Here is a 23,229-nt window from a genome sequence, read left to right as displayed (position 1 = left end):
GTGCAGTGTTCTCAATCATGGTGGAAATGCGCCGCAACATCCAGTGCCGCGCTGACCGCCCGTGTGAGCTGCGTCAGCTCGGCGGTAGAAATCAGATAAGGTGGCATCAGATAAATCAAACGGCCAAACGGACGGATCCACACCCCACATTGCACAAAGAACTGTTGCAGCGCCGCCATGTTCACCGGCTTATGCGTTTCGATCACGCCAATCGCCCCCAGCACGCGGGCATCGGCTACCGCGTGATGACTGCGCAGCGGCAACAGTTCCGCGCGTAACTGCTGTTCAATGTGGGGCACCTGTGTCATCCAGTGACCTTCATTAATCATCGCCAGACTTTCCACCGCCACCGCGCAGGCCAGCGGGTTGCCCATAAAGGTTGGACCATGCATAAAGCAGCCTGCCGCGCTGCGGCTGATAGTATCGGCGACTTCACGCGTAGTGAGCGTAGCGGATAGCGTCAGAGTGCCCCCGGTCAGCGCTTTGCCGAGGCAGAGAATGTCCGGCGTGATACCCGCATGGTCGCAGGCAAATAGCTTGCCGCTGCGGCCAAAGCCGGTGGCGATTTCGTCAGCAATCAAAAGTAAACCGTAGCGATCGCACAGTTCGCGCACCTGTTGCAGGTAGCGCGGATGGTAGAAGCGCATGCCGCCTGCGCCTTGCACAATCGGCTCCAGAATTACCGCCGCGATGTCACGATGATGAGTTTCGGCCAGCTGCGCGAAATCGGCGAAATCGGCCTCATTCCACTCAGCATCGAATGCGCACTGCGGCGCGTCGGCAAACAGGTGCTCCGGCAAATAGCCACGCCACAGGCTGTGCATAGAGTTTTGCGGATCGCACACCGACATCGCGGCAAAGGTGTCGCCATGATAACCGCGTTTCAGCGTGAGGAATTTCTGTCGCGTTTGATTACGTCCCAGCCAGTATTGCAGAGCCATTTTCATCGACACTTCGACAGCGATCGAACCGGAATCAGCAAGAAATACGCACTCAAGCGCCTCGGGCGTCATGGCAATCAGCTGGCGGCTTAGCTCAACTGCTGCCGGATGCGTAATCCCGCCAAACATCACGTGTGACATCTGCGCCATTTGCTGCTGCAGTGCCTGGTTAAGACGCGGATGATTGTAGCCGTGAATCGCTGCCCACCATGACGACATGCCATCCACCAGTTCACGTCCATCGGCCAGCTGTAGCTGGCAGCCGTGCGCTGCCACCACCGGATAACAGGGCAGGGGATCGCGCATCGACGTATAGGGATGCCAGATATGCTGGCGGTCAAAGTTGAGGTCGTCCTGAGTGAACATGCGTATTGTAAACCATTTTAAAAAGATTTAGTTTACAAGTATAACCACGTTAATCGTCGGGATGAACCCCCTTTTTTTTGGAGTAAGCAATGGCAAACCGCTGGACACTGGCACAAGCTCAGGCACTTTTCGAAAAACCTTTCCTTGAGTTGATGTTTGAAGCGCAGCAAGTGCATCGTCAACATTTCGATCCGCGTCAGGTACAGGTCAGCACGCTGCTGTCGATCAAAACCGGCGCCTGCCCGGAAGATTGTAAATACTGTCCGCAGAGCGCGCGTTACAAAACCGGTCTCGAATCCGAGCGTCTGATGGAGGTGGATGCGGTGCTGGAATCGGCGCGCAAAGCCAAAGCCGCCGGCTCAAGCCGTTTCTGCATGGGCGCGGCGTGGAAAAATCCGCACGAGCGCGACATGCCCTATCTGCAGCAGATGGTGCAGGGGGTGAAAGCGATGGGCATGGAAACCTGCATGACGCTCGGCACGCTGGATGGCAGCCAGGCGCAGCGCCTTGCTGAAGCCGGCCTCGATTTCTACAACCACAACCTCGATACCTCGCCAGAATTCTACGGCAACATCATCACCACGCGCAGCTATCAGGAGCGCCTGGATACACTGGACAAAGTGCGCGGCGCGGGCATCAAAGTGTGCTCGGGCGGCATCGTGGGCCTGGGGGAAACGGTGAAAGATCGCGCCGGTTTGCTGGTGCAGTTGGCTAACCTGCCGACGCCACCGGAGAGCGTGCCAATCAACATGCTGGTGAAGGTGAAAGGCACGCCGCTGGCGGATAACGAGGATGTGGAACCGTTCGACTTTATCCGCACCATCGCGGTGGCGCGCATCATGATGCCATCGTCGCACGTGCGTCTCTCTGCCGGTCGCGAGCAGATGAGTGAGCAAACCCAGGCAATGTGCTTTATGGCCGGGGCTAACTCGATCTTCTACGGCTGCAAACTGCTCACCACGCCAAACCCGGAAGAGGATAAAGATCTGATTCTGTTCCGCAAACTCGGCCTCAATCCGGAACATACCGCGACAACGGCGGGGGATAATGAGCAGCAATATCAGCTCAGCGAACAGCTGCTACAGGCGGATACCGAGCAGTTCTACAACGCGGCTGTGTAAATGGGCTGGTCACAACGTATCGATCACGCGCTGGCGGCGCGGCGGGCCGCCGATGGCTGGCGGCAGCGGCGTCCCATCGAACATAACAACGTGCGGGAAATTACGCTCGACGGCCAACGCTATCGGCACTTCTCCAGTAACGACTATCTCGGCCTGAGCCAGCATCCGGCGGTCATCGCCGCGTGGCAGCAGGGCGCGGCTGAGGCGGGCGCAGGTGCAGGTGCATCCGGTCACGTTACCGGCTACAGCCGCCATCACGCCAAGCTGGAGGAACAGCTGGCCGATTGGCTGGGCTATTCGCGCGCGCTGCTGTTCATTTCGGGATTTGCCGCCAATCAGGCGGTGATCCATCTGCTGGCGGAAAAGCAGGATCGCATCTTTGCCGATAAGCTGGCGCACGCGTCGCTGCTGGATGCCGCCAGCCACAGTCCGGCCAGCCTGCGCCGCTTTGCCCATAATCAGCCGGCAAGCCTGGCGAAACTGCTGGCGACGCCATCAGACGGTGGCACATTGGTGGTCACCGAAGGCGTTTTTAGTATGGATGGCGACAGCGCGCCGCTCGCGGCTATTGCAGAACAGACGCGGCATGGCAACGGCTGGCTGCTGGTGGATGATGCGCACGGCATCGGTGTTACCGGTGCACAAGGGCGCGGCAGCTGCTGGCAGCAACAGGTGAAGCCGGAGCTGCTGATTGTCACCTTTGGCAAAGGGTTTGGCGTCAGCGGTGCCGCGTTGCTGTGCGATGATGCGACCGCCGATTACGTTGAACAATTTTCCCGCCATCTGATCTATTCCACCGCCATGCCGCCGGCGCAGTGCTATGCGCTGCTGGCGGCGCTGCGGCAGATTCAACAAGGCGATGCGCTGCGTGAACGGTTGCACAGTCACATTGCGCGCTTTCGCGCCGGTGCCGCGGATTTACCGTGGCAGCTGGTCGCTTCAGACAGTGCGATTCAGCCGCTGATCGTTGGCGAAAATAGCGCTGCGCTGGCGCTGTCGCAGCGGCTGGCGCAGGCCGGCTGTTGGGTGAGCGCGATCCGTCCGCCCACCGTGCCACCGGGTACCGCGCGGCTGCGCATCACGCTTACCGCTGCGCATCACATCGATGATATCGATCGACTGCTGGAGGCGCTGTATGACGCTGCAGGTTAACAAGCAGGCCGTGGCGCAGGCTTTTGGTCGTGCGGCCGCACATTACGAACAGCATGCGCAGCTGCAGCGACTGAGCGGTGATGCGCTGCTGGCGCGGGCACCGGCCGGTTTTGGTCCGCATCTGCTGGATGCCGGTTGCGGCACCGGCTGGTATAGCCGCTACTGGCGCGATCGCGGGCGTACGCTGACCGCGCTCGATCTCTCACCCGATATGCTGCAAACGGCGCGCGAACAGCAATCGGCGCAGCATTATCTGCTGGGTGATATTGATGATGTGCCGCTAGCGGATGCCAGCGTTGACGGCGTGTGGAGCAACCTGGCAGTGCAGTGGAGCAGTGATTTGTGCACTGCGCTGCAGCAGTTTTTGCGCGTCACGCGCCCAGGCGGCACGGTGCTGTTCTCCACGCTGCTCGACGGTTCGCTACACGAAGTGCATCACGCATGGGCGCAGTTGGATGGTCGCCGCCACGCCAATCGTTTTCTCAGCGCAGCGCAGTTGCGCGCGACCACCGCAACGCTACCGATGCAGGCAGAGCAGCAGATCGTTACGCTGCATTTCCCCAGTGCGCTTAGCGCCATGCGTTCCCTGAAAGGCATTGGTGCTACGCATCTGCACGACGGACGCGGCAGCAGCGTGCTGACACGTACTCAGTTAGCAACACTTGAGCAGCACTGGCCGCAGGATGAGGCCGGTTACCGCCTGAGCTACCATTTGATGTATGGAGTTTTAACGAAATGACACGCTGGTTTATTACCGGAACCGATACCGAAGTAGGCAAAACCGTGGCCAGCGGCGCACTTTTGCAGGCGGCGAGCGCCGCAGGATTGCGCACCGCCGGCTATAAACCGGTGGCGTCCGGCTGTGAGATCACACAAGAAGGCGTCCGCAACAGTGATGCATTGGCATTGCAGCGCTACAGCAGCGTGCCGCTACGCTACGAGCAGGTGAATCCGCTGGCGTTTGTCGAGCCGACTTCACCGCATATCATCAGTGCAGAAGAGGGCAGGCCAATTGAATTTGCCGCACTTTCTGCTGGCTTACGTGTGCTTGAGCAGCAGGCGGAATGGGTGTTAGTGGAGGGGGCGGGCGGCTGGTTCACGCCGCTATCGGACACGCAGACCTATGCAGATTGGGTTGAAGCCGAGCAGCTACCCGTAATTCTGGTCGTGGGCGTAAAGTTAGGCTGCATCAACCATGCGCTGCTTACCGCCGAAGCGGTGAAAGCGCGAGGTTTATGCCTGGCGGGCTGGATTGCCAATGATATCCAGCCGCCGGGCAAACGCCATCAGGAATATATGGCCACGCTGCGTCAGCGCATTGACGCGCCGTTCCTCGGTGAGATCCCGCACCTCAGCGATGAGGCGCAGCAAGGCGATTGTGGGCGCTATTTGACACTGCCGCAATAATCCAGGTCGCCATGAATGGCGACCCTACGATGCCAGATGCCGTTTTATACGGTCGCCATGAATGGCGACCCTACGATGCCAGATGTCGTTTTGTACGGTCGCCATTCATGGCGACCTGGCTATCTACGTCACCGTTAACCACTTATTGACGGTGATGTCATCCAACTGCGCCATTTTGCCGTGCGCCACGTTGCGTCCACGATGCAGCAGCAGAAAATAGTCGGCAACGCGGCGGATGAATGACACGTGCTGCTCCAGCAACAGAATCGTCAGACCGTATTCGCGGTTAAGCCGTCGGATAAGATTGCCCATCTCCTCTTCCAGCCACGGCGACATGCCTTCCGTTGGTTCATCGAGAATCACCAGCTTGGGTTGCAGCACCAATGCGCGCGCCAGGGCCAAATGCTGCTGTTGCTCCATCGGCAGTTCGCCGCTGCGCTGGTGGCGCATCGAATAGAGCGCCGGAAACAGATCAAAGACCATTTCCGGAATCGCACGGCTGCGATCGTCCTGCGCTGCCATTAGGGCAATCAGCAGGTTATCTTCCACGCTCATCTGCGAGAAAATGTGCCGCCCCTGCGGGACATAACCAATCCCGGTGCGGGCACGCATCTCGGCCGGTTGCAGCAGTAAATCCTCCGGCGGCGAGCCATCTTCTTGCCAGGTCATCGAGCCGCTGTTGATCGGCAAGCGGCCCATAATGCAATTAACCAACGTGGTTTTACCCATGCCTGGGCTGCCTAACACGCCGGTACAGGTACCCGGCGGCAGATCGAGATCCACATCCCACAGGATGTGATTTTGACCGTAAAACTGATTCACCGAACGTAAACTCAGCATCTGACATACTCCTTCCAGATTATTAGCCTGAATGCTCCCGCTCTGTGTCGTCTGGCATACAGTCGTGCACGATTGATGGACACCGCTGTCGTCGGCAAAAGCCGAGGAGGACGCGTTACTCCCTGGCTTTAAACACTGCAATTCCCAGGCCAGGTTGGAAATAGAAACCGAGCAGCGCCTAAAAACGGCAAAATCAAGGTTTAAAAGTTGAGAAATGCTTAACAATTCCATGCGGTGACAAACCGGCTGCACTTCGACAGTGCTGATGGCTTAACGTTTCTGGTGCATATGATCGTTCGTAAGGCAATAACTTAGGAAAAAGTGGTATTAAAAAGGCGCGTTTCCCCTTCACAATGGGGGAGCAGAGAGGAGAAAAAGGGAGTTAAGGCTATCCGACAGGTGAGAAAAAAAAGACGAAAAAAATTTTTTTTGCCCTGAAGACGACCTGCAAGAAAATTATACACAGCTGATGGGCTTTGGGCTGGATTCACTTATCCACCATTACTGTGGATAACCTTGTGCATTAGCGACTGAAAACCGGGCGCAAGCGAGTAAATTCGCGGCCTTCATACATTATGATGAGAATCTGGGCTTTTAGGTGTAATTCAATTAAAACAGCAGGTTAGTTAAAATCAAGCATGCGATTTATCTGCCTTGTCATCGGACTGCAATTTAATGACACTCTCTTGACAAATGTTAAAAGCATCCTCGCTCTGGGGATAACATTGCGCAACAAGCATTTGCCTCATGCCGCTTAAAATGCACGGAAGAAATTTCCCTGCAGGAACGATTATCGTGCAACGGTACTGTGATTATGTCCAGTATTTTTTTCTGGCAAATTCGCCACAGCAGAGTAGAATTAGCAGCCTGCCCGCCGTCTTCATCTGCTGGAACCGCTAAAACATGAGCAAAGCCTTTAAACTCAACTCCGCTTTCAAGCCTTCAGGCGACCAACCTGAGGCCATTCGCCGCCTGGAAGAGGGGCTGGAGGATGGACTCGCCCATCAAACGCTGTTGGGCGTAACCGGTTCAGGTAAAACGTTTACCGTTGCCAATGTGATTGCGGATCTCAATCGCCCGACGATGGTTTTGGCACCGAACAAAACATTGGCGGCGCAGCTGTACGGCGAGATGAAAGAGTTCTTCCCGGACAATGCGGTGGAGTTTTTCGTCTCTTACTACGATTACTATCAGCCTGAAGCCTATGTTCCCAGCTCCGACACTTTTATCGAAAAAGATGCCTCGGTGAACGAGCACATTGAACAGATGCGTCTCTCGGCGACCAAAGCGCTGCTGGAGCGTCGTGATGTGATCGTAGTGGCGTCGGTTTCCGCTATTTACGGTCTGGGCGATCCCGATCTCTATTTGAAAATGATGCTGCACTTAACGCGCGGCATGATTATCGACCAGCGCAGCATTCTGCGTCGTCTGGCAGAGCTGCAATATACCCGTAACGATCAGGCTTTCCAGCGCGGCACCTTCCGCGTGCGTGGGGAAGTGATCGATGTGTTCCCGGCCGAATCAGACGACATTGCGCTGCGTATTGAGCTGTTTGATGAAGAAGTTGAGCGGCTGTCGCTGTTTGATCCGCTTACCGGGCAGATTGACTCGGTGATCCCGCGTTTTACCGTTTATCCTAAAACGCACTATGTCACGCCGCGCGAGCGTATTCTGCAGGCGATGGAAGATATCAAAGTTGAACTGGTGGACCGCCGCAAGGTGCTGCTGGAGAACAATAAGCTGCTGGAAGAGCAGCGTATTTCTCAGCGTACCCAGTTCGACCTCGAAATGATGAACGAGCTGGGCTACTGCTCCGGTATTGAAAACTACTCACGCTATCTGTCCGGTCGCGGACCGGGCGAGCCGCCGCCAACCTTATTTGATTATCTGCCGGCTGACGGTTTGCTGGTGGTTGACGAATCGCACGTGACGATCCCGCAAATTGGCGGTATGTACCGCGGTGACCGCGCGCGTAAAGAGACGCTGGTGGAGTATGGCTTCCGCTTACCGTCGGCGCTGGATAACCGCCCGATGAAGTTTGAAGAGTTTGAGGCGTCCGCGCCGCAAACCATTTATGTGTCGGCCACGCCCGGCAATTACGAGCTGGAAAAATCAGGCAGCGAAGTGATCGATCAGCTGGTGCGTCCAACCGGCCTGCTTGATCCGATCCTCGAAGTGCGACCGGTCGCGACCCAGGTCGACGATTTGTTGTCGGAAATCCGCAAGCGTGTCGAGATTAATGAGCGCGTGCTGGTTACCGTTTTGACCAAGCGTATGGCAGAAGATCTCACCGAATACCTTGTGGAACACGGTGAGAAGGTGCGCTATCTGCATTCGGATATCGATACCGTAGAACGTATGGAAATCATCCGCGATTTACGCCTTGGCGAGTTTGATGTGTTGGTGGGCATCAACTTGCTGCGTGAAGGCTTGGATATGCCGGAAGTGTCGCTGGTGGCGATTCTCGATGCCGACAAAGAAGGTTTCCTGCGCTCTGAGCGTTCACTGATTCAAACCATTGGTCGCGCCGCGCGTAATATCAATGGGCGCGCGATTCTCTACGCCGATAAAATCACGCCATCAATGGAACGCGCGATGGGTGAAACGGAACGTCGTCGCGAGAAGCAGCAAAAATATAACGAAGAGAATGGCATTGTGCCGCAGGGGCTCAATAAGAAGATCACCGATATTCTTGAGCTGGGCAAAAACGTGGTTAAAACGCGCGGTAAAGGTAAAACCGCATCGCGCACTGCGGCAGAGGCGGAAGCCAACTATATGGCGCTTACGCCACAGGCGATGCAAAAGAAAATTCACGAGCTGGAAGGGCAGATGCAGCAGCACGCGCAGAATCTGGAGTTTGAAGAGGCTGCCAGCGTGCGCGATCAGTTGCATCAATTGCGCGAGCTGTTTATTGCGGCTTCGTGATCGTGGTATCCAGGTCGCCATGAATGACGACCCTACAGGAATTCAGCGTGGTTTTCGTAGGGTGCGCATTCATGCGCACCTGGAAATTAAACGGCCTGAATCGCGTGTTCTAGCGCAATGCGCAGCAGTTGGCGGTCGTGACGGTATTTAATATCGGCGGCTTCCAGCGGTTCGCGAATAATTAAACGATCTTCCACTCCGCTAATATCTGCGGCTGGACTTACCACCACCGCATCAATCACCCGTTTGCCAATGGCTTTCTCCATGATAGCCAGTTTGTCAGCAACATTCAGGCTGGCCGCTGCTGGACTCAGTTCACGACCAAGATTGCCAATAAATACCATGGTAGCGGGCGTACGGCGCAGCGCGCGCGCCATATCTTCCATCAGCAATATTGGCATCAGGCTGGTGTAAAAACTGCCGGGGCCAATCAGAATCAAATCCGCTTCGCCTATCGCCTCGATCGCTTCGCGCGTGGGCAGCACGTTCGGGTGCAGCATCAACTCCTCGGGGGGCTGCTTCATCTCATCAATAGCGGTTTCCCCGTATACCATGTTGCCTTCGCCATCCTGTGCCACCAGATCAACAGGCTGTTCTGACATCGGAATGAGAAACGCATCCACTTTAAGCAAATTACGGATAATGTTGATGGCTTCCAGCGGACGTACGCTCAGGTGATCAAGCGCTTTCAGCATCAGGTTGCCAAGGTTATGCCCGGCCAGCTCGCCATTGCCGCTAAAGCGGTACTCAAACATCGCGGTGGCGACGCTCGGTTCAGTGATCAGCTGATTGATACAGTTACGCATATCGCCCCAGGCAATGCCGCCTTCCGAGCGGCGAATGCGGCCGGTGGATCCGCCGTTATCGGTGGTGGTGACAATACCGGTTAAGCGCGAGCCCAACGGTGCCAGCGCTGACATCACGCGTCCAAGACCGTGCCCGCCGCCCAGCGCCACTACGCGATCCAAATCTGCCAGGGTTCGATTCATGTTTCTCCTTTGTCACTGCCGTCCTCGCATTGAGGCGTAGTTGAACTGATGTGCATCAATATCTGCGGCGTATTTTACCGTATCCTGTCGCGAAAATGCGGTGAAAAATACGTTATGTATCAATATATATAGCGAAATTCACTGATGGATGCTAATCGCTAATCGCGCTACCATTCGTTTTAACCGTGTTGTCCACAATGACAACAAACTCCCAAGCCTGGTTTCCTAAGTCGTGAAAGATATGGAATACAGGCCGCAGCATTGAGCTGCCAGGGTGCAGAAAGAAATGCCTGCATCTCCCGACTTTGGAAAGGTGTTCAGGTGCCACAATTTACAGATGCCTACGCGCGCAGCTTTTACTACTTGCGCCTGTCGGTCACGGATGTGTGTAACTTCCGTTGTACCTACTGCCTGCCGAACGGCTATAAGCCGAGCGGCACGCACAACAAAAGCTTTCTCTCGCTGGATGAGATTCGTCGCGTGACGCGTGCCTTTGCGGCGGCGGGCACTGAAAAAGTGCGGCTGACCGGCGGTGAACCCTCTATGCGTCGTGATTTTACCGACATCATCGCTGCGGTGCGGGAAAACGATGCCATCCGCCAGATTGCCATGACCACCAACGGATACCGCATGGCGCGCGACGTGCGAGCATGGCGCGCAGCCGGTCTCACCCACATCAATGTCAGCGTCGATAGCCTCGACGCACGCCAGTTTCACGCCATTACCGGACAAGACAAATTTGCCGAGGTGATGGCGGGCATAGATGCCGCCTTCGATGCCGGTTTCGAGAAAGTGAAAGTTAACAGCGTGCTGATGCGCGATGTGAACAGCCACAGCCTCAGCACCTTCCTTGAGTGGCTGCGCCTGCGGCCGATTCAACTACGCTTTATCGAGCTAATGGAAACCGGTGAAGGCAGCGATCTGTTCCATCGTCATCATATCTCCGGTGAAGTGATTCGCGACCAGCTGATTATGCAGGGCTGGCAGCGCCAGCCGCGCGGCCGCAGCGATGGACCGGCGCAGGTGTTTCGTCATCCCGATTATCAGGGTGAAGTGGGCCTAATCATGCCGTACGAGAAAGATTTCTGCGCCAGCTGCAATCGCCTGCGCGTCTCAGCGATGGGTAAATTGCATCTGTGCCTGTTTGGCGACGGCGGCGTGTCGCTGCGCGATTTGCTGGCGTCTGACGATCAACAAGCAGAGCTGCAGGCGCGCATTACGCACAGCCTTGGGCAGAAAAAGCAGACGCACTTTTTGCATCAGGGCAATACCGGCATCACGCAAAACCTCTCCTTTATTGGTGGCTAAACACAGGAGTTATGGCCATGGGTAAACCTTCCGGCGAATTTATCGCCTTAAATGTAGCGGTAATGACCGTCTCTGATAGCCGTGATGCCAGTAATGACACATCCGGCGATTACCTGCGTGAAGCGCTGGCAGAAGCCGGGCATCAGGTGGTGGACCGTGCGATGGTGCCGGACAACCGCTATCGCATTCGTGCCACGGTATCGCGCTGGATCGCCAGCGACGATGTGCAGGTGGTGATTATCAATGGCGGCACCGGTTTCAACAGCAAAAACAGTACGCCTGAAGCCTTGCTGCCGCTGTTCGATCGTGAGATTGAAGGCTTTGGTGAACTGTTCCGCATGATCTCCTATGAAGAGATCGGAAGCTCAACGCTGCAGTCGCGCGCCGTTGCCGGTTTGGCCAATCAGACGCTGATTTTTGCCGTGCCGGGTTCGACCAACGCCTGCCGCAGCGGCTGGGAGCGCATCATTGAAGATCAGCTGGATGCGCGTACCCGTCCGTGTAATTTTGTCTCTCATTTGAAGAAGTTGTAAGTATGTCATCCTTAACGCATATCAATGCCGCAGGCGAAGCCCACATGGTGGATGTCTCTGGTAAAACTGAAACGGTGCGCGAAGCACAAGCGGAAGCGCTGGTGCTGATGAGCGCAGAAACGCTACAGATGATTATCGACGGCAGCCACCATAAAGGTGACGTGTTCGCCACCGCGCGTATCGCCGGCATTCAGGCGGCGAAACGCACCTGGGAACTGATTCCGCTGTGTCATCCGCTGATGCTGAGCAAGGTGGAAGTGACCCTGATTGCTGAACCGGAACACAGCCGCGTGCGCGTCACTTCACTCTGTCGCCTGACGGGCAAAACCGGCGTCGAGATGGAAGCCTTAACCGCGGCGTCGGTCGCAGCGCTCACCATCTATGACATGTGCAAAGCGGTGCAAAAAGACATTGTCATCGATCAGCTGCGGTTGCTGAGCAAAAGCGGCGGGAAATCCGGGGATTTCAAGGCGGTGAGCCATGATTAAGGTGCTGTTTTTTGCTCAGGTTCGGGAATTAACCGGCACCAGCGCGCTGGAACTGGCACCGGACTATGCCGATGTTGCCACGCTGCGTGCGGCGTTAGCCGGGCAGGGCGACCGCTGGGCGCTGGCGCTGGAGTCTGGCAAATTGCTGGCGGCAGTGAATCAAACGCTGGTGCCCATGAGCCATCCGCTGCGTGCGGGTGATGAAGTGGCGTTTTTCCCGCCGGTTACCGGAGGTTGAGCATGGAAACGCGAATTCGTGTCGGCACTGAGCTGTTCGACGTTGGCCAGGAATATAGCTTACTCTCCGCCCACGATAGCGATGGTGCGGTCGTCACGTTCACCGGCAAAGTGCGTAATCACAATCTCGGCGATGCTGTTGCGGCGTTAACGCTGGAACATTATCCCGGCATGACGGAAAAAGCGCTGGCGGATATCGTCGTCGAGGCGCGTCAGCGCTGGCCGCTACAGCAGGTAACGGTGATTCATCGCGTTGGCGAACTGTTCCCCGGTGATGAAATCGTGTTTGTTGGCGTCAGTAGCGCCCATCGCAGCAGCGCGTTCGCCGCCACCGAGTTCATTATGGATTACCTGAAAACCCGCGCGCCGTTTTGGAAGCGCGAAGCCACCGCCGAAGGCGATCGCTGGGTTGATGCGCGTGACAGCGATCATCAAGCCGCTGAGCGCTGGAGCTAGCGCGCAAAATCTTCCCGCTCCGATAGCGGCAGGCCACTGAAAACGTTAAGGTACGGTTTTTGTTGGCGTCAGGGAGCAGGATGAAAACCACGAAGATTGTGAAGGGCGCAGCAGTGCTGGCTGCGCTGGTGCTGGCCGGTTGTAGCACGAAAAAAGAGCCGCAGGCACCGGCGCGTCAGCCTGCTGATGTCAAAAGTCAGATCCAGCAGCTGTTGCCCAGCGACGTGAAACAGAAATCCGCCTGGGCTGACGATATCTATACCGCTTTCCGCGTGCAGCAAATCGATCCCAGCGCCAGCAACATTTGCGCGGTGATTGCGGTTACCGATCAGGAATCCAACTTCAGTGCCGATGCGGAAGTGCCGGGCTTACCTAAAATTGCCTGGGGTGAAATCGATCGCCGCGCCGCCAAGGTGCACGTTCCGGCGTTTCTGGTGCGCACCGCGCTGCTGATTAAATCGCCGAATGGCGAAAGCTATGCGGCACGACTGGATAACGTGCGCAGCGAGAAAGAGCTGAGCGCCATTTTCGATGATTTCATTGATATGGTGCCGATGGGGCAGAAGCTATTTGGCAATCTCAACCCGATCCACACCGGTGGGCCGATGCAGGTCAGCATTGCGTTTGCCGAAGCGCATGCCAAAGGGTATCCGTATGCGGTGGATGGATCGATTCGCCGCGAGGTCTTCACCCGACGCGGTGGCATCTACTTCGGTACGCTGCATTTGCTCGGCTATCCAGCCGATTACAGCCAGATGCTGTACCGCTTCGCCGACTTCAATGCCGGCTGGTACGCCAGCCGCAATGCCGCCTTCCAGGCCGCGATCGCACGCGCCAGCGGTATCAAGCTGGCACTGGATGGCGATTTGATCATGTATGGCAGCGAGCAGGCCAGCTCCACCGAACTGGCGGTGCGCAGCCTGAGCAAGCAGCTGGATATGAGCAACCGCGAAATTCGCCGCGATCTGGAGAAGGGCGACACCGCCGACTTCGCCACCAGCACGCTGTGGAAACAGACCTTTATTCTTGCCGATAAGATGGCCGGCAAACGAGTGCCGCGTGAAATGCTGCCGGGCATTAAGCTGGAGAGCCCGAAAATCACCCGCAACCTCACCACCGCGTGGTTTGCCCAGCGCGTAAATGGCCGCTATCAACAGTGCTTGACGCGCCGTTGACGCAAACGGGTGTACACTCCACACTTACCTATTGTTTCGCATTAATGAGGTGCTTCATGGACCGATATCCACGTAATGATTCAATCGTGCAGCAGGCATCCACCTCGCTGCAGACCTATATGGCGCAGGTGTATGGCTGGATGACCTGCGGCTTACTGCTCACCGCGTTTGTTTCGTGGTTCGCTGCTCGCACACCGCCTGTCATGGAATTGGTGTTTGCGAACCGTATTACTTTCTTTGGACTGATCATCGCGCAGCTGGCGGTGGTATTTGTGCTGTCGGGTATGGTGCATCGTCTAAGCGGCACGCTGGCAACCGGGCTGTTTATGCTCTATTCGGCGCTCACCGGGCTGACGATGGCGAGTATTTTTCTCGTCTACACCTATTCATCCATTGCCAGCACTTTCTTTGTAACGGCCGGGATGTTCGGGGCGATGAGCTTCTACGGTTACACCACCAAGCGCGACCTGAGCCGTTTTGGCAGCCTGCTGTTTATGGCGCTGATAGGTATTCTGCTGGCGTCGCTGGTAAACTTCTGGCTGAAAAGCCCGGCGTTAATGTGGGCAATTACCTATATCGGCGTGGTGGTGTTTGTTGGTCTCACCGCGTATGACACGCAGAAGCTGAAAGCGATTGGTGAGAACATCAACGTGAATGACAAAGAGAACCTGCGTCGAACCTCAATTATGGGCGCGCTAACGCTGTATCTCGATTTCATTAACCTGTTCCTGATGCTGCTCCGCATCTTCGGCAACCGCCGCTAACCGCCGCTTCAAAACACCACTTGTGGTTCGCTCCAAACTGTCCCCTCTCCCGCTTACGGGAGAGGGTTAGGGTGAGGGGAAATCCGCACCCACTCAGCGCGACACTGATTTCTCCATCTTCTGCTCATTCTTCTGGCGCAAATGTTTTGCGCGACTCTCCAGCCACAAATAGAGCACCAGCGCGACTAACAGCGGCAGAATAAAGTAGAGCACGCGATAGGCCAGCAGCGCCGCGATAATGGTGCCGTGCGAGGCATGTTGCCCACTCAGCAGCGCCAGGAAAACCGCTTCCAACACGCCGATCCCGGCCGGGATATGAATAATGACGCCGGCAATACTGCTGATCAGCAGCACGCCCAGCACGACAGGATAATCAACCTGACGTGCCAGCAGCAGCCAAATGATCATCCCCATCACCATCCAGTTGGCGCAGGAAACTGCAAACTGAAACAGTGCCATACGCAGCGACGGCAGCTGCAGATGCTGGCCTTTCACCGTCCAACGGCGTTTCTTCGCGAAGGCACAGGCCCATAAATAGATCGCCACTGTCACTAACAGCACTGCGCCAATGATGCGCAGCGTGGTTTCGCCAATAAACCACCCGGAAGGAATGGGCACCATGCCCGCCGCGAATACCACGCCAGCCAGCAAAATATAACCGAGCCAGTTGGTGGCGATGCTCAGTGAGAAAATGCGTGTGATGGTGTTGCCCGGCAGGCCAAGCCGCGAATAAAGCCGATAGCGCATCGCCACGCCGCCCACCCAGGTGCTGAGCGTCAGGTTGAAGGCATAGCAGATAAATGACACCAGCATTACCTGGCGTTTCGCCAGCTTATGCCCGCAGTAGGCGCGTCCAATCAGATCGTACAGGCCATACGTTAGATAACTCACTATCACCAGCGCGGCGGCGCTTAGCACCACGTAACGGTTGTAGCCGACGATAACCGTATAGACATCTTCCCAGTTCACCTTGCGCGCATAGATCACCAGCAGCACGATCACCGCAATAAAAAAGAGCGCAGTAAGGATCTTCTTTGCCAGTTGCCAGCGTGGATTCTTTTTCGACATTAGGATTTTGCTCCTGGATTATCGGCTTCGACCCGATCCTGAGTTTCCATTTCGGGTTGTACGGGCGGAGCAACCTGTGACAGGCGCGGCGTATGGGCAGGCAACCAACCGGCGATGGCAGGGAAGTGGCGTAAAAAGTGGAACACAATGATGCCTTTGGTCAGCTGCCACCAATTGCGCGGCGGCAGCTTGTCATCGTCTACGCGCACGCAATCGTGCTGCAGCAGCAGTTCCAGATTCTCACGCAGCGCCTGATTGAACCCGCGATCGTGTACTATCAAATTCGCTTCCAGATTGAGCGATAAACTCAGCGGATCGAGGTTGCTCGATCCTACCGTTGACCACTGCTCATCCTGCACCGCAATTTTGCCGTGCAGCGGGCGACGGCAGTATTCATACACTTCCACGCCGCCGTCGACTAAATAGTTGTACAGCAGCTCAGCGCCCACTTTGACGATCGGCATATCGGGTTCGCCTTGCACAATCAGCCTGACGCGCACGCCGCGTTGGGCCGCGCTGCGCATCTCACGCAGCAGGCGATAGCCGGGGAAGAAGTAGGCATTAGCGATAATCACATCCTTCTTCGCCTTGCGTAGCATAGCGAGATAGTGCTGCTCGATATCGTCGCGATGTTCATCGTTATCGCGATAGACAAACAGCACCTGAGCCTCGCCAGGCAGGGCGTTGACTGCCGGACGATGCGATCGCCCGCCCCACCAGCGCCGCGTGTGCTGTTCGCTGCCCATCTGCTGCTGCACGTATTGGGTAATATCCAGCACCACCGGACCTTTTACTTCTACGGCATAATCCTGCTTGGACTGGGCGCCGTAATCGGTATTGTGCTCAGCGGAGAAGTTAATGCCGCCAACAAAGGCGATCACCTCATCGATCACCACAATTTTGCGATGCAGACGGCGGAACACATTGGTGCGCATGCCAAGCACCAGCGGGCGCGGATCGTAATAGATAAAGCGCACGCCGGCGGCCGTGAGGCTATCGACAAAGTGGTCAGATAGTTCATGCGAGCCGTAACCATCCACCATTACCTCTATTTTCACGCCGCGCTGAGCCGCCTGCAGCAAGGCTTCGTGCAGATCGGTACCGACTTCATCCTCGAACAGAATAAAGGTTTCCAATAGCAGCGTGCGTTCGGCGCGCGCGATAGCGCCTAGCACGCGCGGGAAGAACTGGTCACCATTTTCTAATAGACGGAGCTGATTACCGTCGCGCCAACTAAAACTCATAGGAAAATCTCCACCGCTAACGGCGCGTGATCGGACAGGTGGGACCAGGGTTTCACCGGTAACGCCCAGGGTTTACTCACCGTAGCATTGCGGATATAGATGCGATCGAGCCTCAACAGCGGGAAACGTGCCGGGAAAGTGCGGGCAGGGCGGCCAGTTTTAATACTGAACACTTCCTCTAACCCGACGGCACGTTTAAGAAAGCGGTTGGCGCTCACCTGCCAGTCGTTAAAATCACCGGCCACCACGACAGGCGCATCTGGCGGCAGCGTAGCAATGAAGTCGCACATCATCTTCATCTGTGCCTGGCGGTGCTTCTCTTTCAACCCCAGGTGCACGCAGAACACATGCAGCGGTTCGCTACGATCCGGCAGGCGGATCTGGCAGTGCAACATGCCGCGTTTTTCACTTCCTGCCACAGAAATATCGCGGTTTTGATATTCAACGATGGGGAAACGTGACAATATCGCGTTCCCGTGATGTCCCTCAGGATAAACGGCGTTGCGGCCATAGGCGAAATCGTCCCACATGGTATCGGCCAGAAACTCATAGTGTGAGGTTTCCGGCCAGTTCTCAATGTGCAGCGAATGGATCGCGTGAGTGCCCATCACCTCTTGCAGGAAGACGATATCCGCGGAGGTTGCGCGGACAGCATCGCGCAATTCCGGCAGGATAAAGCGGCGATTGAAGCTGGTGAACCCCTTGTGGGTATTGATCGTCAGGACTTTAAATGAAAATCCTTGCGTATTTTGTGGCATACTGCGACGCGCTCCTTTTCATCATCAACAGCCCAAAGTGTAGTCTTTGTCACAAATGAGTGGTGTTGAGGGCTGAAAATTAGGGCGTAATCTGAAATTTGCTTTACATTGAGGAAGTTCGTCTGGCCTCCAGCCAGATACACTTGGGCGACCTGTTGGGTCTGCCAGGAGAAGAGAATGAAATGGTCTAATCGTGTTCAGATTGTTACCGGACAAACCTGTTTGCACATTGCGATGCACCTGTTGGTGGTTGCAGCGCTGGTTTGGGGCTGGAAACATAGGGCGCTGGTTGAAGTGAGCAGTACCCTGGTGGCAGCTTATGCGGTGGTATTTATTACCATGCTGGTCATGCAGCGTAGTGCCCGTTTACGTAGAATGGGTGATTCCCTTGAAGAGGTAACCACCACTTACTACTTTGGTGCAGCCATGTTAACGCTGTTCCTGATCTCCCGCTTTATCCACAACAACCTGCTGATCGGTTTGCTCGGCGTAGTGATGTTGGTTGGTCCGGCGCTGGTTTCATTGCTGGCGAAAGAGCCAGTGCAGCGCATCGAGAAGAAGCGCAGTTGATCGCTTAAGGACCGCAGTAATGCGGACCTGACGAAAAGGAGCCGAATGCGGCTCCTTTTTTTATGGATGCTGTGGCCGCGGAAAGCTGCTAAACTCGCGCCCTTACGCATGGTAGTTTGTGCCCTTTTCACACGTGAGCCCCGCGCTTGCGTCATATCCCTCCTGAAAACTACACCGCTAACGGCGGTCAGGACGGTTCGGAGTAATACACCTGCATGTCATTTGACTCTCTCGGCTTAAGTGCCGATATTTTGCGTGCGGTAGCAGAACAAGGCTACCAAGAGCCGACGCCAATTCAGCGTCAGGCAATCCCCGTGGTGCTGGCTGGTCGTGACCTGCTGGCAAGCGCCCAGACCGGCACCGGTAAAACTGCCGGCTTTACGCTGCCGTTGCTGCAGCGTCTGACTGCAAAACCGTCGACGGCGCGTGGCCGCCGTCCGGTGCGTGCGTTAATCCTCACCCCGACCCGCGAACTTGCGGCACAGGTTGGCGAGAACGTGCGCGAGTACAGCCAATATCTCGATATCCGTTCGCTGGTAGTCTTCGGTGGCGTGAGCATTAACCCGCAGATGATGAAGCTGCGCGGCGGCGTTGACGTGCTGGTGGCAACACCGGGTCGTCTGCTCGATCTGGCGCACCAGAACGCGGTTGATCTGTCGCAGGTCGAAATCCTCGTGCTGGATGAGGCGGACCGTATGCTCGACATGGGCTTCATCCATGACATCCGTCGCGTGCTGGCGCGTTTGCCTGCGAAGCGTCAGAACCTGCTGTTCTCCGCGACCTTCTCTGATGAGATCAAAACGCTGGCGGAAAAGCTGCTCACCAATCCAGAACAGGTTGAAGTGGCGCGTCGTAACACCGCGTCTGAGCAGGTTTCACAGCAAGTGCATTTCGTGGATAAGAAGCGCAAGCGGGAACTGCTGTCGCTGATGATTGGTCGTGATAACTGGCAGCAAGTGCTGGTGTTCACCCGTACCAAACACGGCGCGAATCATCTTGCTGAGCAGCTAAACAAGGACGGCATTACCGCCGCCGCCATCCACGGCAACAAGAGCCAGGGCGCACGTACCCGCGCATTGGCTGACTTCAAATCTGGCGGCATTCGCGTGCTGGTGGCCACCGACATCGCGGCGCGTGGCCTCGACATCGAAGAGCTGCCGCACGTGGTGAACTATGAGCTGCCAAACGTGGCCGAAGACTACGTGCACCGTATCGGTCGTACCGGTCGTGCGGCCGCAACCGGTGTTGCACTGTCGCTGGTGTGCGTGGATGAACACAAACTGCTGCGCGATATTGAGCGCCTGCTGAAGCGTGAAATCCCGCGCATTGAGCTGCCAGGTTTCGAAGTCGATCCAAGCATTAAAGCGGAACCGATTCAGAACGGTCGTCAGCAGCAGGGCGGTGGTCGCGGTCAGGGCCGTGGTCAAGGCCAGGGCCGCGGTCAGGGCGGCAACGTCTCGCGCCCGCACAGCGGCAATGCGCCACGTCCGCAGGGTGAAGCGCGTTCAGCGCGTCGTCCAGCGCAGGGCGCAGGTCAGGCGGCTCCAGCGGCGAACAGCGGTCGTCGTCGTCCGGCACCGAAGAAAACCGGGAACGCCTAACGTCATGAGGGTTTTGCTGGCGCCGATGGAGGGCGTGCTCGATTCGCTGGTGCGTGAGCTGCTCTCCGGGGTGAATGATTATGATTTGTGCGTGACCGAGTTTTTGCGCGTGGTCGATCAGCTGCTGCCGGTAAAATCCTTCTATCGTTTATGTCCTGAGCTGCATAACCATAGCCGCACGCCATCAGGCACGCGCGTTCGCATGCAGCTGCTTGGGCAATATCCCGAATGGCTGGCAGAGAACGCCGCGCGTGCGGTGGAACTCGGTTCGTGGGGCGTGGATCTCAACTGCGGCTGTCCATCGAAGTTGGTGAACGGCAGCGGTGGCGGCGCCACTTTGCTGAAAGATCCTGAACTGATCTACCGCGGCGCGAAAGCGATGCGTGAAGCGGTGCCGGATCATTTGCCGGTAACGGTGAAAGTGCGCCTTGGCTGGGATGCCAGCGATCGTCGCTTTGAAATCGCCGATGCCGTGCAGCAAGCTGGAGCCAGCGAGCTGGTGGTGCACGGTCGAACCAAAGAAGACGGCTATCGCGCCGAAAGTATCAACTGGCAGGCGATTGGCGAAATTCGTCAGCGTCTGCGCATTCCGGTGATCGCTAACGGCGAAATCTGGAACTGGCAGGATGCGCAGGATTGCATGCGCATTACCGGCTGCGATGCGGTGATGATTGGCCGCGGAGCGCTCAACGTGCCGAACCTGGCGCGCGTGGTGAAGTACAACGAAGCACCGATGCCGTGGTCCGAAGTGGTGGCACTCTTGCTGAAGTACACCCAGCTGGAGAAGCAGGGCGATACCGGCATGTATCACGTGGCACGCATCAAGCAGTGGCTTGGCTATCTGCGCAAGGCCTATCACGAAGCCGACGGCTTATTCAGTGAAGTTCGCACCCTCAAAGTCTCCGCCGAGATCGCCACAGCGATAGAGCGGCATGCGGCCGCGATAATCGCTTAATACCGCAAAAAATTGCCTGTGTATGCCGGTGCGCATCAATGCGCACCCTACGAAACCCTCGCCACATAGCCGTAGGGGCGCCATTCATGGCGACCGTATTATTCAAATGTGGTTAAAACTTTATAACTAAAAAATCTGCGATCTATTAGCAGGCTAAGGTTATAGTGGTTGACTCCTTTCATCATTGTTTTCGATGCCATTTCCCATGTCTGACGCCGCTGTACTGAGTAACGCTCAGTTAAATAAACGCATTCTCTCCGTCATTATTTTCACTTTCTTTTGCTACCTTTCGGTGGGTTTACCGCTCGCGGTGCTGCCGGGATTCGTGCATAACCAGCTCGGTTTCAGCTCATTCATCGCCGGATTGATCATCAGTCTGCAATACTTCGCCACCCTATTAAGCCGCCCACATTCGGGGCGTCTGGCGGATCGCTTGGGTCCAAAACGCGTGGTGATGATGGGATTGCTGTTCTGCGGCATGAGCGGTGTGCTATCGATTCTCGCCGCACTGTGCAGCGACGTGCCGATGTTGAGCCTGGCGCTGCTGGCGGCCGGACGTCTGTTCCTCGGCGTAGGTGAAAGCTTCAGCAGCACCGGATCCACCTTATGGGGCATGAACATCGTCGGTCCGCTGCAAACCGCGCGCGTCATCTCGTGGAACGGCGTAGCCACCTATTTCGCCATGGCGATTGGTGCGCCGCTCGGCGTACTGCTGAATCAGTGGTTTGGCATCAGCGGCTTTGCCGGTTTGGTGGCGATCATGGGCGTTGCGGGCTTCTGGATGGCGAGCCGCAAAGCGAGCGTCAGCGTCACGGCCGGCGTGCGTATTCCGTTTCATCGCGTGGTCAGCCGCGTGTGGATGTTTGGTCTGGCGCTCGGCTTTGGCACTATTGGTTTTGGCGTTATCTCCACCTTTATCACCCTTTATTTCGCCAGCCGCGACTGGAGCGGCGCGGCGTTTGCGCTCACCTTATTCAGCCTGGGCTTCGTGGTGGTTCGCCTCGGGTTTGGCCGCTATATCACCCGCTTTGGTGGGTTGAAAGTGTCGCTGGTGTCATTGGTGCTGGAGTGTGCTGGATTGCTGTTGATTTGGCAGGCCGACAGCGTGTGGCTGGTAGATGTTGGGGCATTTCTCACCGGCGGCGGCTTCTCGCTGGTGTTCCCGGCGCTTGGCGTTGAGGCGGTGAAGCGGGTGCAGCAGCAGGATCAGGGCTCGGCGCTTGGTACCTATTCGGCCTTCCTCGACTTAGGGCTGGGATTAACCGGTCCGGTGGCGGGTTTGCTGATTGGTCACTGGGGCATGCAGTCGGTGTATCTGGCGGCGGCGTTAATGGTGCTGGGTGCCTTTGGCCTGACGCTGCGTCTGCAACAGCTGCACGGCCGCCAGCCAGCCGTGCAAACTGCGAGCGATTAATACTTCTCTGGCACCACCATGTGCTCAGGTACTGGCGCGCGGCGATAGTCTTCCGAACGTTCGCGCGGCGGTAACATAACCGGTTTGGCTTCACTCTCTTCGTACGGCATCTGCTGCAGCAGATGACTAATACAGTTGAGACGCGCACGTTTTTTATCCACGCCTTGCACCACCCACCACGGTGCTTCGGGGATGTTGGTGCGCTCCAGCATCTCCTCTTTCGCCTCAGTGTAATCTTCCCAGCGGCGACGGCTTTCGAGGTCCATTGGGCTCAGTTTCCACTGCTTAAGCGGATCGTGAATGCGGCTGAGGAAACGCAGCTCCTGTTCTTCATCGGTGATTGAGAACCAGTATTTAACGATCTGGATGCCGCTGCGCGTCAGCATTTTTTCAAACTCTGGCACGCTGCGGTAAAACTCTTCCACTTCCTCTTCATTGCAGAAACCCATGACGCGCTCCACGCCTGCGCGGTTATACCAGCTGCGGTCAAACATCACGATCTCACCAGCAGCCGGCAGATGCGCTATGTAACGCTGGAAGTACCACTGGGTTTTTTCGCGATCGTTAGGCGCGGGCAGGGCGGCTACGCGGCAGGTTCGCGGATTCAGACGTTGAGTAATACGTTTGATCACGCCGCCTTTCCCCGCCGCATCGCGCCCTTCAAACAGAATCACCACGCGATGGCCGGTGCGCATCACCCAATCCTGCAGCTTCACCAGCTCGCCCTGCAGATGCAGCAGCTCGCGGAAATAGCGGCGGCGAAACGCTTTGTCGCCCTCGGCCTGCGTCTCACCGTTATCATTGAAGCGCAGATCGTCCAGCTCCATCTCCAGCTCTTCGTCGTAGCTGTCGTAAAACTCCTGCAGCAGACGCTGATTAAAGGTCTCGCTGTGGAAGCTGTTGTCGTGTGTCGCCAT

At 56.6% G+C, this 23,229-nt stretch carries 23 protein-coding genes and 1 riboswitch; of the genes, 16 read left to right on the top strand and 7 right to left on the bottom strand.

Features of this window, described 5'->3' with window-relative positions; genetic code table 11:
* Positions 1 to 11: 11 nt before the first annotated feature.
* On the bottom strand, positions 12 to 1,307 hold the full coding sequence (bioA, locus tag AAGR08_RS12840) for an adenosylmethionine--8-amino-7-oxononanoate transaminase (protein WP_097094518.1): 1,296 nt from the start codon (positions 1,305 to 1,307) through the stop codon (positions 12 to 14).
* An 89-nt stretch (positions 1,308 to 1,396) separates the two neighbouring features.
* Here bioA and bioB point away from each other — a divergent pair, with 89 nt between their 5' ends.
* Genes bioB through bioD form a run of 4 tightly spaced genes read left to right on the top strand, consistent with a single transcriptional unit; the run spans position 1,397 to position 4,987 of the window.
* On the top strand, positions 1,397 to 2,428 hold the full coding sequence (gene bioB, locus AAGR08_RS12835) for a biotin synthase BioB (RefSeq protein ID WP_345827049.1): 1,032 nt from the start codon (positions 1,397 to 1,399) through the stop codon (positions 2,426 to 2,428).
* The gene (gene bioF, locus AAGR08_RS12830; protein WP_345827048.1) at positions 2,429 to 3,580 is read left to right on the top strand and encodes an 8-amino-7-oxononanoate synthase; all 1,152 of its coding nucleotides are present in this window, start codon (positions 2,429 to 2,431) and stop codon (positions 3,578 to 3,580) included.
* A complete protein-coding gene (gene bioC / locus AAGR08_RS12825; protein WP_345827047.1) occupies positions 3,564 to 4,319 on the top strand; it encodes a malonyl-ACP O-methyltransferase BioC in 756 nt (251 codons plus the stop codon). Before bioF ends, bioC begins: the two co-directional genes overlap by 17 nt.
* On the top strand, positions 4,316 to 4,987 hold the full coding sequence (gene bioD, locus AAGR08_RS12820; RefSeq protein ID WP_097094514.1) for a dethiobiotin synthase: 672 nt from the start codon (positions 4,316 to 4,318) through the stop codon (positions 4,985 to 4,987). The genes bioC and bioD overlap by 4 nt, the downstream gene beginning before the upstream one ends.
* A 123-nt stretch (positions 4,988 to 5,110) precedes the next feature.
* Here bioD and AAGR08_RS12815 read toward each other — a convergent pair whose 3' ends face one another.
* Positions 5,111 to 5,827 carry an ATP-binding cassette domain-containing protein gene (locus AAGR08_RS12815; RefSeq protein ID WP_097094513.1) on the bottom strand — a complete coding sequence of 239 codons (717 nt, stop codon included), beginning with the start codon at positions 5,825 to 5,827 and terminating at the stop codon, positions 5,111 to 5,113.
* Between the two features lie 903 nt (positions 5,828 to 6,730).
* Here AAGR08_RS12815 and uvrB point away from each other — a divergent pair.
* Positions 6,731 to 8,752, top strand: coding sequence for an excinuclease ABC subunit UvrB (uvrB, locus tag AAGR08_RS12810; protein ID WP_097094512.1), 2,022 nt, complete (start codon positions 6,731 to 6,733; stop codon positions 8,750 to 8,752).
* Positions 8,753 to 8,838: 86 nt separating this feature from the next.
* Here uvrB and yvcK read toward each other — a convergent pair whose 3' ends face one another.
* Positions 8,839 to 9,741, bottom strand: a complete 903-nt coding sequence (gene yvcK, locus AAGR08_RS12805; protein ID WP_097094511.1) for a uridine diphosphate-N-acetylglucosamine-binding protein YvcK — start codon at positions 9,739 to 9,741, stop codon at positions 8,839 to 8,841.
* 196 nt (positions 9,742 to 9,937) lie between these two features.
* Positions 9,938 to 10,073: riboswitch (molybdenum cofactor riboswitch) on the top strand.
* Between yvcK and moaA the strand changes: the two genes are divergently transcribed.
* The 7 genes from moaA to AAGR08_RS12770 all read left to right on the top strand — a co-directional run bounded on the left by moaA (position 10,063) and on the right by AAGR08_RS12770 (position 14,702).
* On the top strand, positions 10,063 to 11,049 hold the full coding sequence (gene moaA / locus AAGR08_RS12800; RefSeq protein ID WP_345827046.1) for a GTP 3',8-cyclase MoaA: 987 nt from the start codon (positions 10,063 to 10,065) through the stop codon (positions 11,047 to 11,049). Its footprint overlaps the riboswitch before it by 11 nt.
* Positions 11,050 to 11,066: 17 nt before the next feature.
* On the top strand, positions 11,067 to 11,582 hold the full coding sequence (gene moaB, locus AAGR08_RS12795) for a molybdenum cofactor biosynthesis protein B (RefSeq protein WP_097094509.1): 516 nt from the start codon (positions 11,067 to 11,069) through the stop codon (positions 11,580 to 11,582).
* A 2-nt stretch (positions 11,583 to 11,584) separates the two neighbouring features.
* The gene (moaC, locus tag AAGR08_RS12790) at positions 11,585 to 12,070 is read left to right on the top strand and encodes a cyclic pyranopterin monophosphate synthase MoaC (protein ID WP_345827045.1); all 486 of its coding nucleotides are present in this window, start codon (positions 11,585 to 11,587) and stop codon (positions 12,068 to 12,070) included.
* Complete coding sequence (gene moaD, locus AAGR08_RS12785) at positions 12,063 to 12,308, top strand: molybdopterin synthase sulfur carrier subunit (protein ID WP_097094507.1); 246 nt, start codon at positions 12,063 to 12,065, stop codon at positions 12,306 to 12,308. Before moaC ends, moaD begins: the two co-directional genes overlap by 8 nt.
* Positions 12,309 to 12,310: 2 nt before the next feature.
* Positions 12,311 to 12,763 carry a molybdopterin synthase catalytic subunit MoaE gene (gene moaE, locus AAGR08_RS12780; RefSeq protein WP_097094506.1) on the top strand — a complete coding sequence of 151 codons (453 nt, stop codon included), beginning with the start codon at positions 12,311 to 12,313 and terminating at the stop codon, positions 12,761 to 12,763.
* An 80-nt stretch (positions 12,764 to 12,843) separates the two neighbouring features.
* The gene (locus tag AAGR08_RS12775) at positions 12,844 to 13,938 is read left to right on the top strand and encodes a DUF1615 domain-containing protein (protein ID WP_097094505.1); all 1,095 of its coding nucleotides are present in this window, start codon (positions 12,844 to 12,846) and stop codon (positions 13,936 to 13,938) included.
* Positions 13,939 to 13,994: 56 nt separating this feature from the next.
* On the top strand, positions 13,995 to 14,702 hold the full coding sequence (locus tag AAGR08_RS12770; RefSeq protein WP_345827044.1) for a Bax inhibitor-1/YccA family protein: 708 nt from the start codon (positions 13,995 to 13,997) through the stop codon (positions 14,700 to 14,702).
* A gap of 93 nt (positions 14,703 to 14,795) precedes the next feature.
* Here AAGR08_RS12770 and AAGR08_RS12765 read toward each other — a convergent pair whose 3' ends face one another.
* Genes AAGR08_RS12765 through AAGR08_RS12755 form a run of 3 tightly spaced genes read right to left on the bottom strand, consistent with a single transcriptional unit; the run spans position 14,796 to position 17,772 of the window.
* Complete coding sequence (locus tag AAGR08_RS12765) at positions 14,796 to 15,770, bottom strand: lysylphosphatidylglycerol synthase domain-containing protein (protein ID WP_345827043.1); 975 nt, start codon at positions 15,768 to 15,770, stop codon at positions 14,796 to 14,798.
* Positions 15,770 to 17,014, bottom strand: coding sequence for a cardiolipin synthase ClsB (gene clsB / locus AAGR08_RS12760; protein WP_345827042.1), 1,245 nt, complete (start codon positions 17,012 to 17,014; stop codon positions 15,770 to 15,772). The genes AAGR08_RS12765 and clsB overlap by 1 nt, the downstream gene beginning before the upstream one ends.
* Positions 17,011 to 17,772, bottom strand: coding sequence for an endonuclease/exonuclease/phosphatase family protein (locus AAGR08_RS12755; RefSeq protein WP_097094501.1), 762 nt, complete (start codon positions 17,770 to 17,772; stop codon positions 17,011 to 17,013). The genes clsB and AAGR08_RS12755 overlap by 4 nt, the downstream gene beginning before the upstream one ends.
* A 177-nt stretch (positions 17,773 to 17,949) precedes the next feature.
* On the opposite strand from AAGR08_RS12755, the gene AAGR08_RS12750 reads away from it, so the two are divergent.
* The 4 genes from AAGR08_RS12750 to AAGR08_RS12735 all read left to right on the top strand — a co-directional run bounded on the left by AAGR08_RS12750 (position 17,950) and on the right by AAGR08_RS12735 (position 22,312).
* Positions 17,950 to 18,342 (top strand): YbhQ family protein, encoded by a 393-nt coding sequence (locus tag AAGR08_RS12750; RefSeq protein ID WP_097094500.1) that lies wholly within the window; start codon positions 17,950 to 17,952, stop codon positions 18,340 to 18,342.
* Between the two features lie 215 nt (positions 18,343 to 18,557).
* A complete protein-coding gene (gene rhlE, locus AAGR08_RS12745; RefSeq protein ID WP_097094499.1) occupies positions 18,558 to 19,943 on the top strand; it encodes an ATP-dependent RNA helicase RhlE in 1,386 nt (461 codons plus the stop codon).
* Positions 19,944 to 19,947: 4 nt separating this feature from the next.
* Positions 19,948 to 20,898 (top strand): tRNA dihydrouridine(16) synthase DusC, encoded by a 951-nt coding sequence (gene dusC / locus AAGR08_RS12740; protein ID WP_097094498.1) that lies wholly within the window; start codon positions 19,948 to 19,950, stop codon positions 20,896 to 20,898.
* Between the two features lie 205 nt (positions 20,899 to 21,103).
* The gene (locus AAGR08_RS12735) at positions 21,104 to 22,312 is read left to right on the top strand and encodes an MFS transporter (RefSeq protein ID WP_097094497.1); all 1,209 of its coding nucleotides are present in this window, start codon (positions 21,104 to 21,106) and stop codon (positions 22,310 to 22,312) included.
* Here the strand turns inward: AAGR08_RS12735 and ppk2 are convergent.
* Positions 22,309 to 23,229: a polyphosphate kinase 2 gene (gene ppk2 / locus AAGR08_RS12730; RefSeq protein WP_097097568.1), complete on the bottom strand. Its 921-nt coding sequence runs from the start codon at positions 23,227 to 23,229 to the stop codon at positions 22,309 to 22,311. The genes AAGR08_RS12735 and ppk2 overlap by 4 nt on opposite strands.

The sequence above is a fragment of the Pantoea sp. BRR-3P genome (genome assembly GCF_039621635.1).
Taxonomy (GTDB): Bacteria; Pseudomonadota; Gammaproteobacteria; order Enterobacterales; family Enterobacteriaceae; genus Pantoea; species Pantoea floridensis.
Note: the sequence above shows the minus strand (reverse complement) of the source record. Positions and strands in the feature narration are given on the sequence as shown.

Bases quoted from the DNA above. Each gene is read 5' to 3' on its own strand.
- bioA (WP_097094518.1), bottom strand. From the start codon at position 1,307: ATGTTCACTCAGGACGACCTCAACTTTGACCGCCAGCATATCTGGCAT.
- bioB (WP_345827049.1), top strand. From the start codon at position 1,397: ATGGCAAACCGCTGGACACTGGCACAAGCTCAGGCACTTTTCGAAAAA.
- bioF (WP_345827048.1), top strand. From the start codon at position 2,429: ATGGGCTGGTCACAACGTATCGATCACGCGCTGGCGGCGCGGCGGGCC.
- bioC (WP_345827047.1), top strand. From the start codon at position 3,564: ATGACGCTGCAGGTTAACAAGCAGGCCGTGGCGCAGGCTTTTGGTCGT.
- bioD (WP_097094514.1), top strand. From the start codon at position 4,316: ATGACACGCTGGTTTATTACCGGAACCGATACCGAAGTAGGCAAAACC.
- AAGR08_RS12815 (WP_097094513.1), bottom strand. From the start codon at position 5,827: ATGCTGAGTTTACGTTCGGTGAATCAGTTTTACGGTCAAAATCACATC.
- uvrB (WP_097094512.1), top strand. From the start codon at position 6,731: ATGAGCAAAGCCTTTAAACTCAACTCCGCTTTCAAGCCTTCAGGCGAC.
- yvcK (WP_097094511.1), bottom strand. From the start codon at position 9,741: ATGAATCGAACCCTGGCAGATTTGGATCGCGTAGTGGCGCTGGGCGGC.
- moaB (WP_097094509.1), top strand. From the start codon at position 11,067: ATGGGTAAACCTTCCGGCGAATTTATCGCCTTAAATGTAGCGGTAATG.
- moaC (WP_345827045.1), top strand. From the start codon at position 11,585: ATGTCATCCTTAACGCATATCAATGCCGCAGGCGAAGCCCACATGGTG.
- moaD (WP_097094507.1), top strand. From the start codon at position 12,063: ATGATTAAGGTGCTGTTTTTTGCTCAGGTTCGGGAATTAACCGGCACC.
- moaE (WP_097094506.1), top strand. From the start codon at position 12,311: ATGGAAACGCGAATTCGTGTCGGCACTGAGCTGTTCGACGTTGGCCAG.
- AAGR08_RS12775 (WP_097094505.1), top strand. From the start codon at position 12,844: ATGAAAACCACGAAGATTGTGAAGGGCGCAGCAGTGCTGGCTGCGCTG.
- AAGR08_RS12770 (WP_345827044.1), top strand. From the start codon at position 13,995: ATGGACCGATATCCACGTAATGATTCAATCGTGCAGCAGGCATCCACC.
- AAGR08_RS12765 (WP_345827043.1), bottom strand. From the start codon at position 15,770: ATGTCGAAAAAGAATCCACGCTGGCAACTGGCAAAGAAGATCCTTACT.
- clsB (WP_345827042.1), bottom strand. From the start codon at position 17,014: ATGAGTTTTAGTTGGCGCGACGGTAATCAGCTCCGTCTATTAGAAAAT.
- AAGR08_RS12755 (WP_097094501.1), bottom strand. From the start codon at position 17,772: ATGCCACAAAATACGCAAGGATTTTCATTTAAAGTCCTGACGATCAAT.
- AAGR08_RS12750 (WP_097094500.1), top strand. From the start codon at position 17,950: ATGAAATGGTCTAATCGTGTTCAGATTGTTACCGGACAAACCTGTTTG.
- rhlE (WP_097094499.1), top strand. From the start codon at position 18,558: ATGTCATTTGACTCTCTCGGCTTAAGTGCCGATATTTTGCGTGCGGTA.
- dusC (WP_097094498.1), top strand. From the start codon at position 19,948: ATGAGGGTTTTGCTGGCGCCGATGGAGGGCGTGCTCGATTCGCTGGTG.
- AAGR08_RS12735 (WP_097094497.1), top strand. From the start codon at position 21,104: ATGTCTGACGCCGCTGTACTGAGTAACGCTCAGTTAAATAAACGCATT.
- ppk2 (WP_097097568.1), bottom strand. From the start codon at position 23,229: ATGGCGACACACGACAACAGCTTCCACAGCGAGACCTTTAATCAGCGT.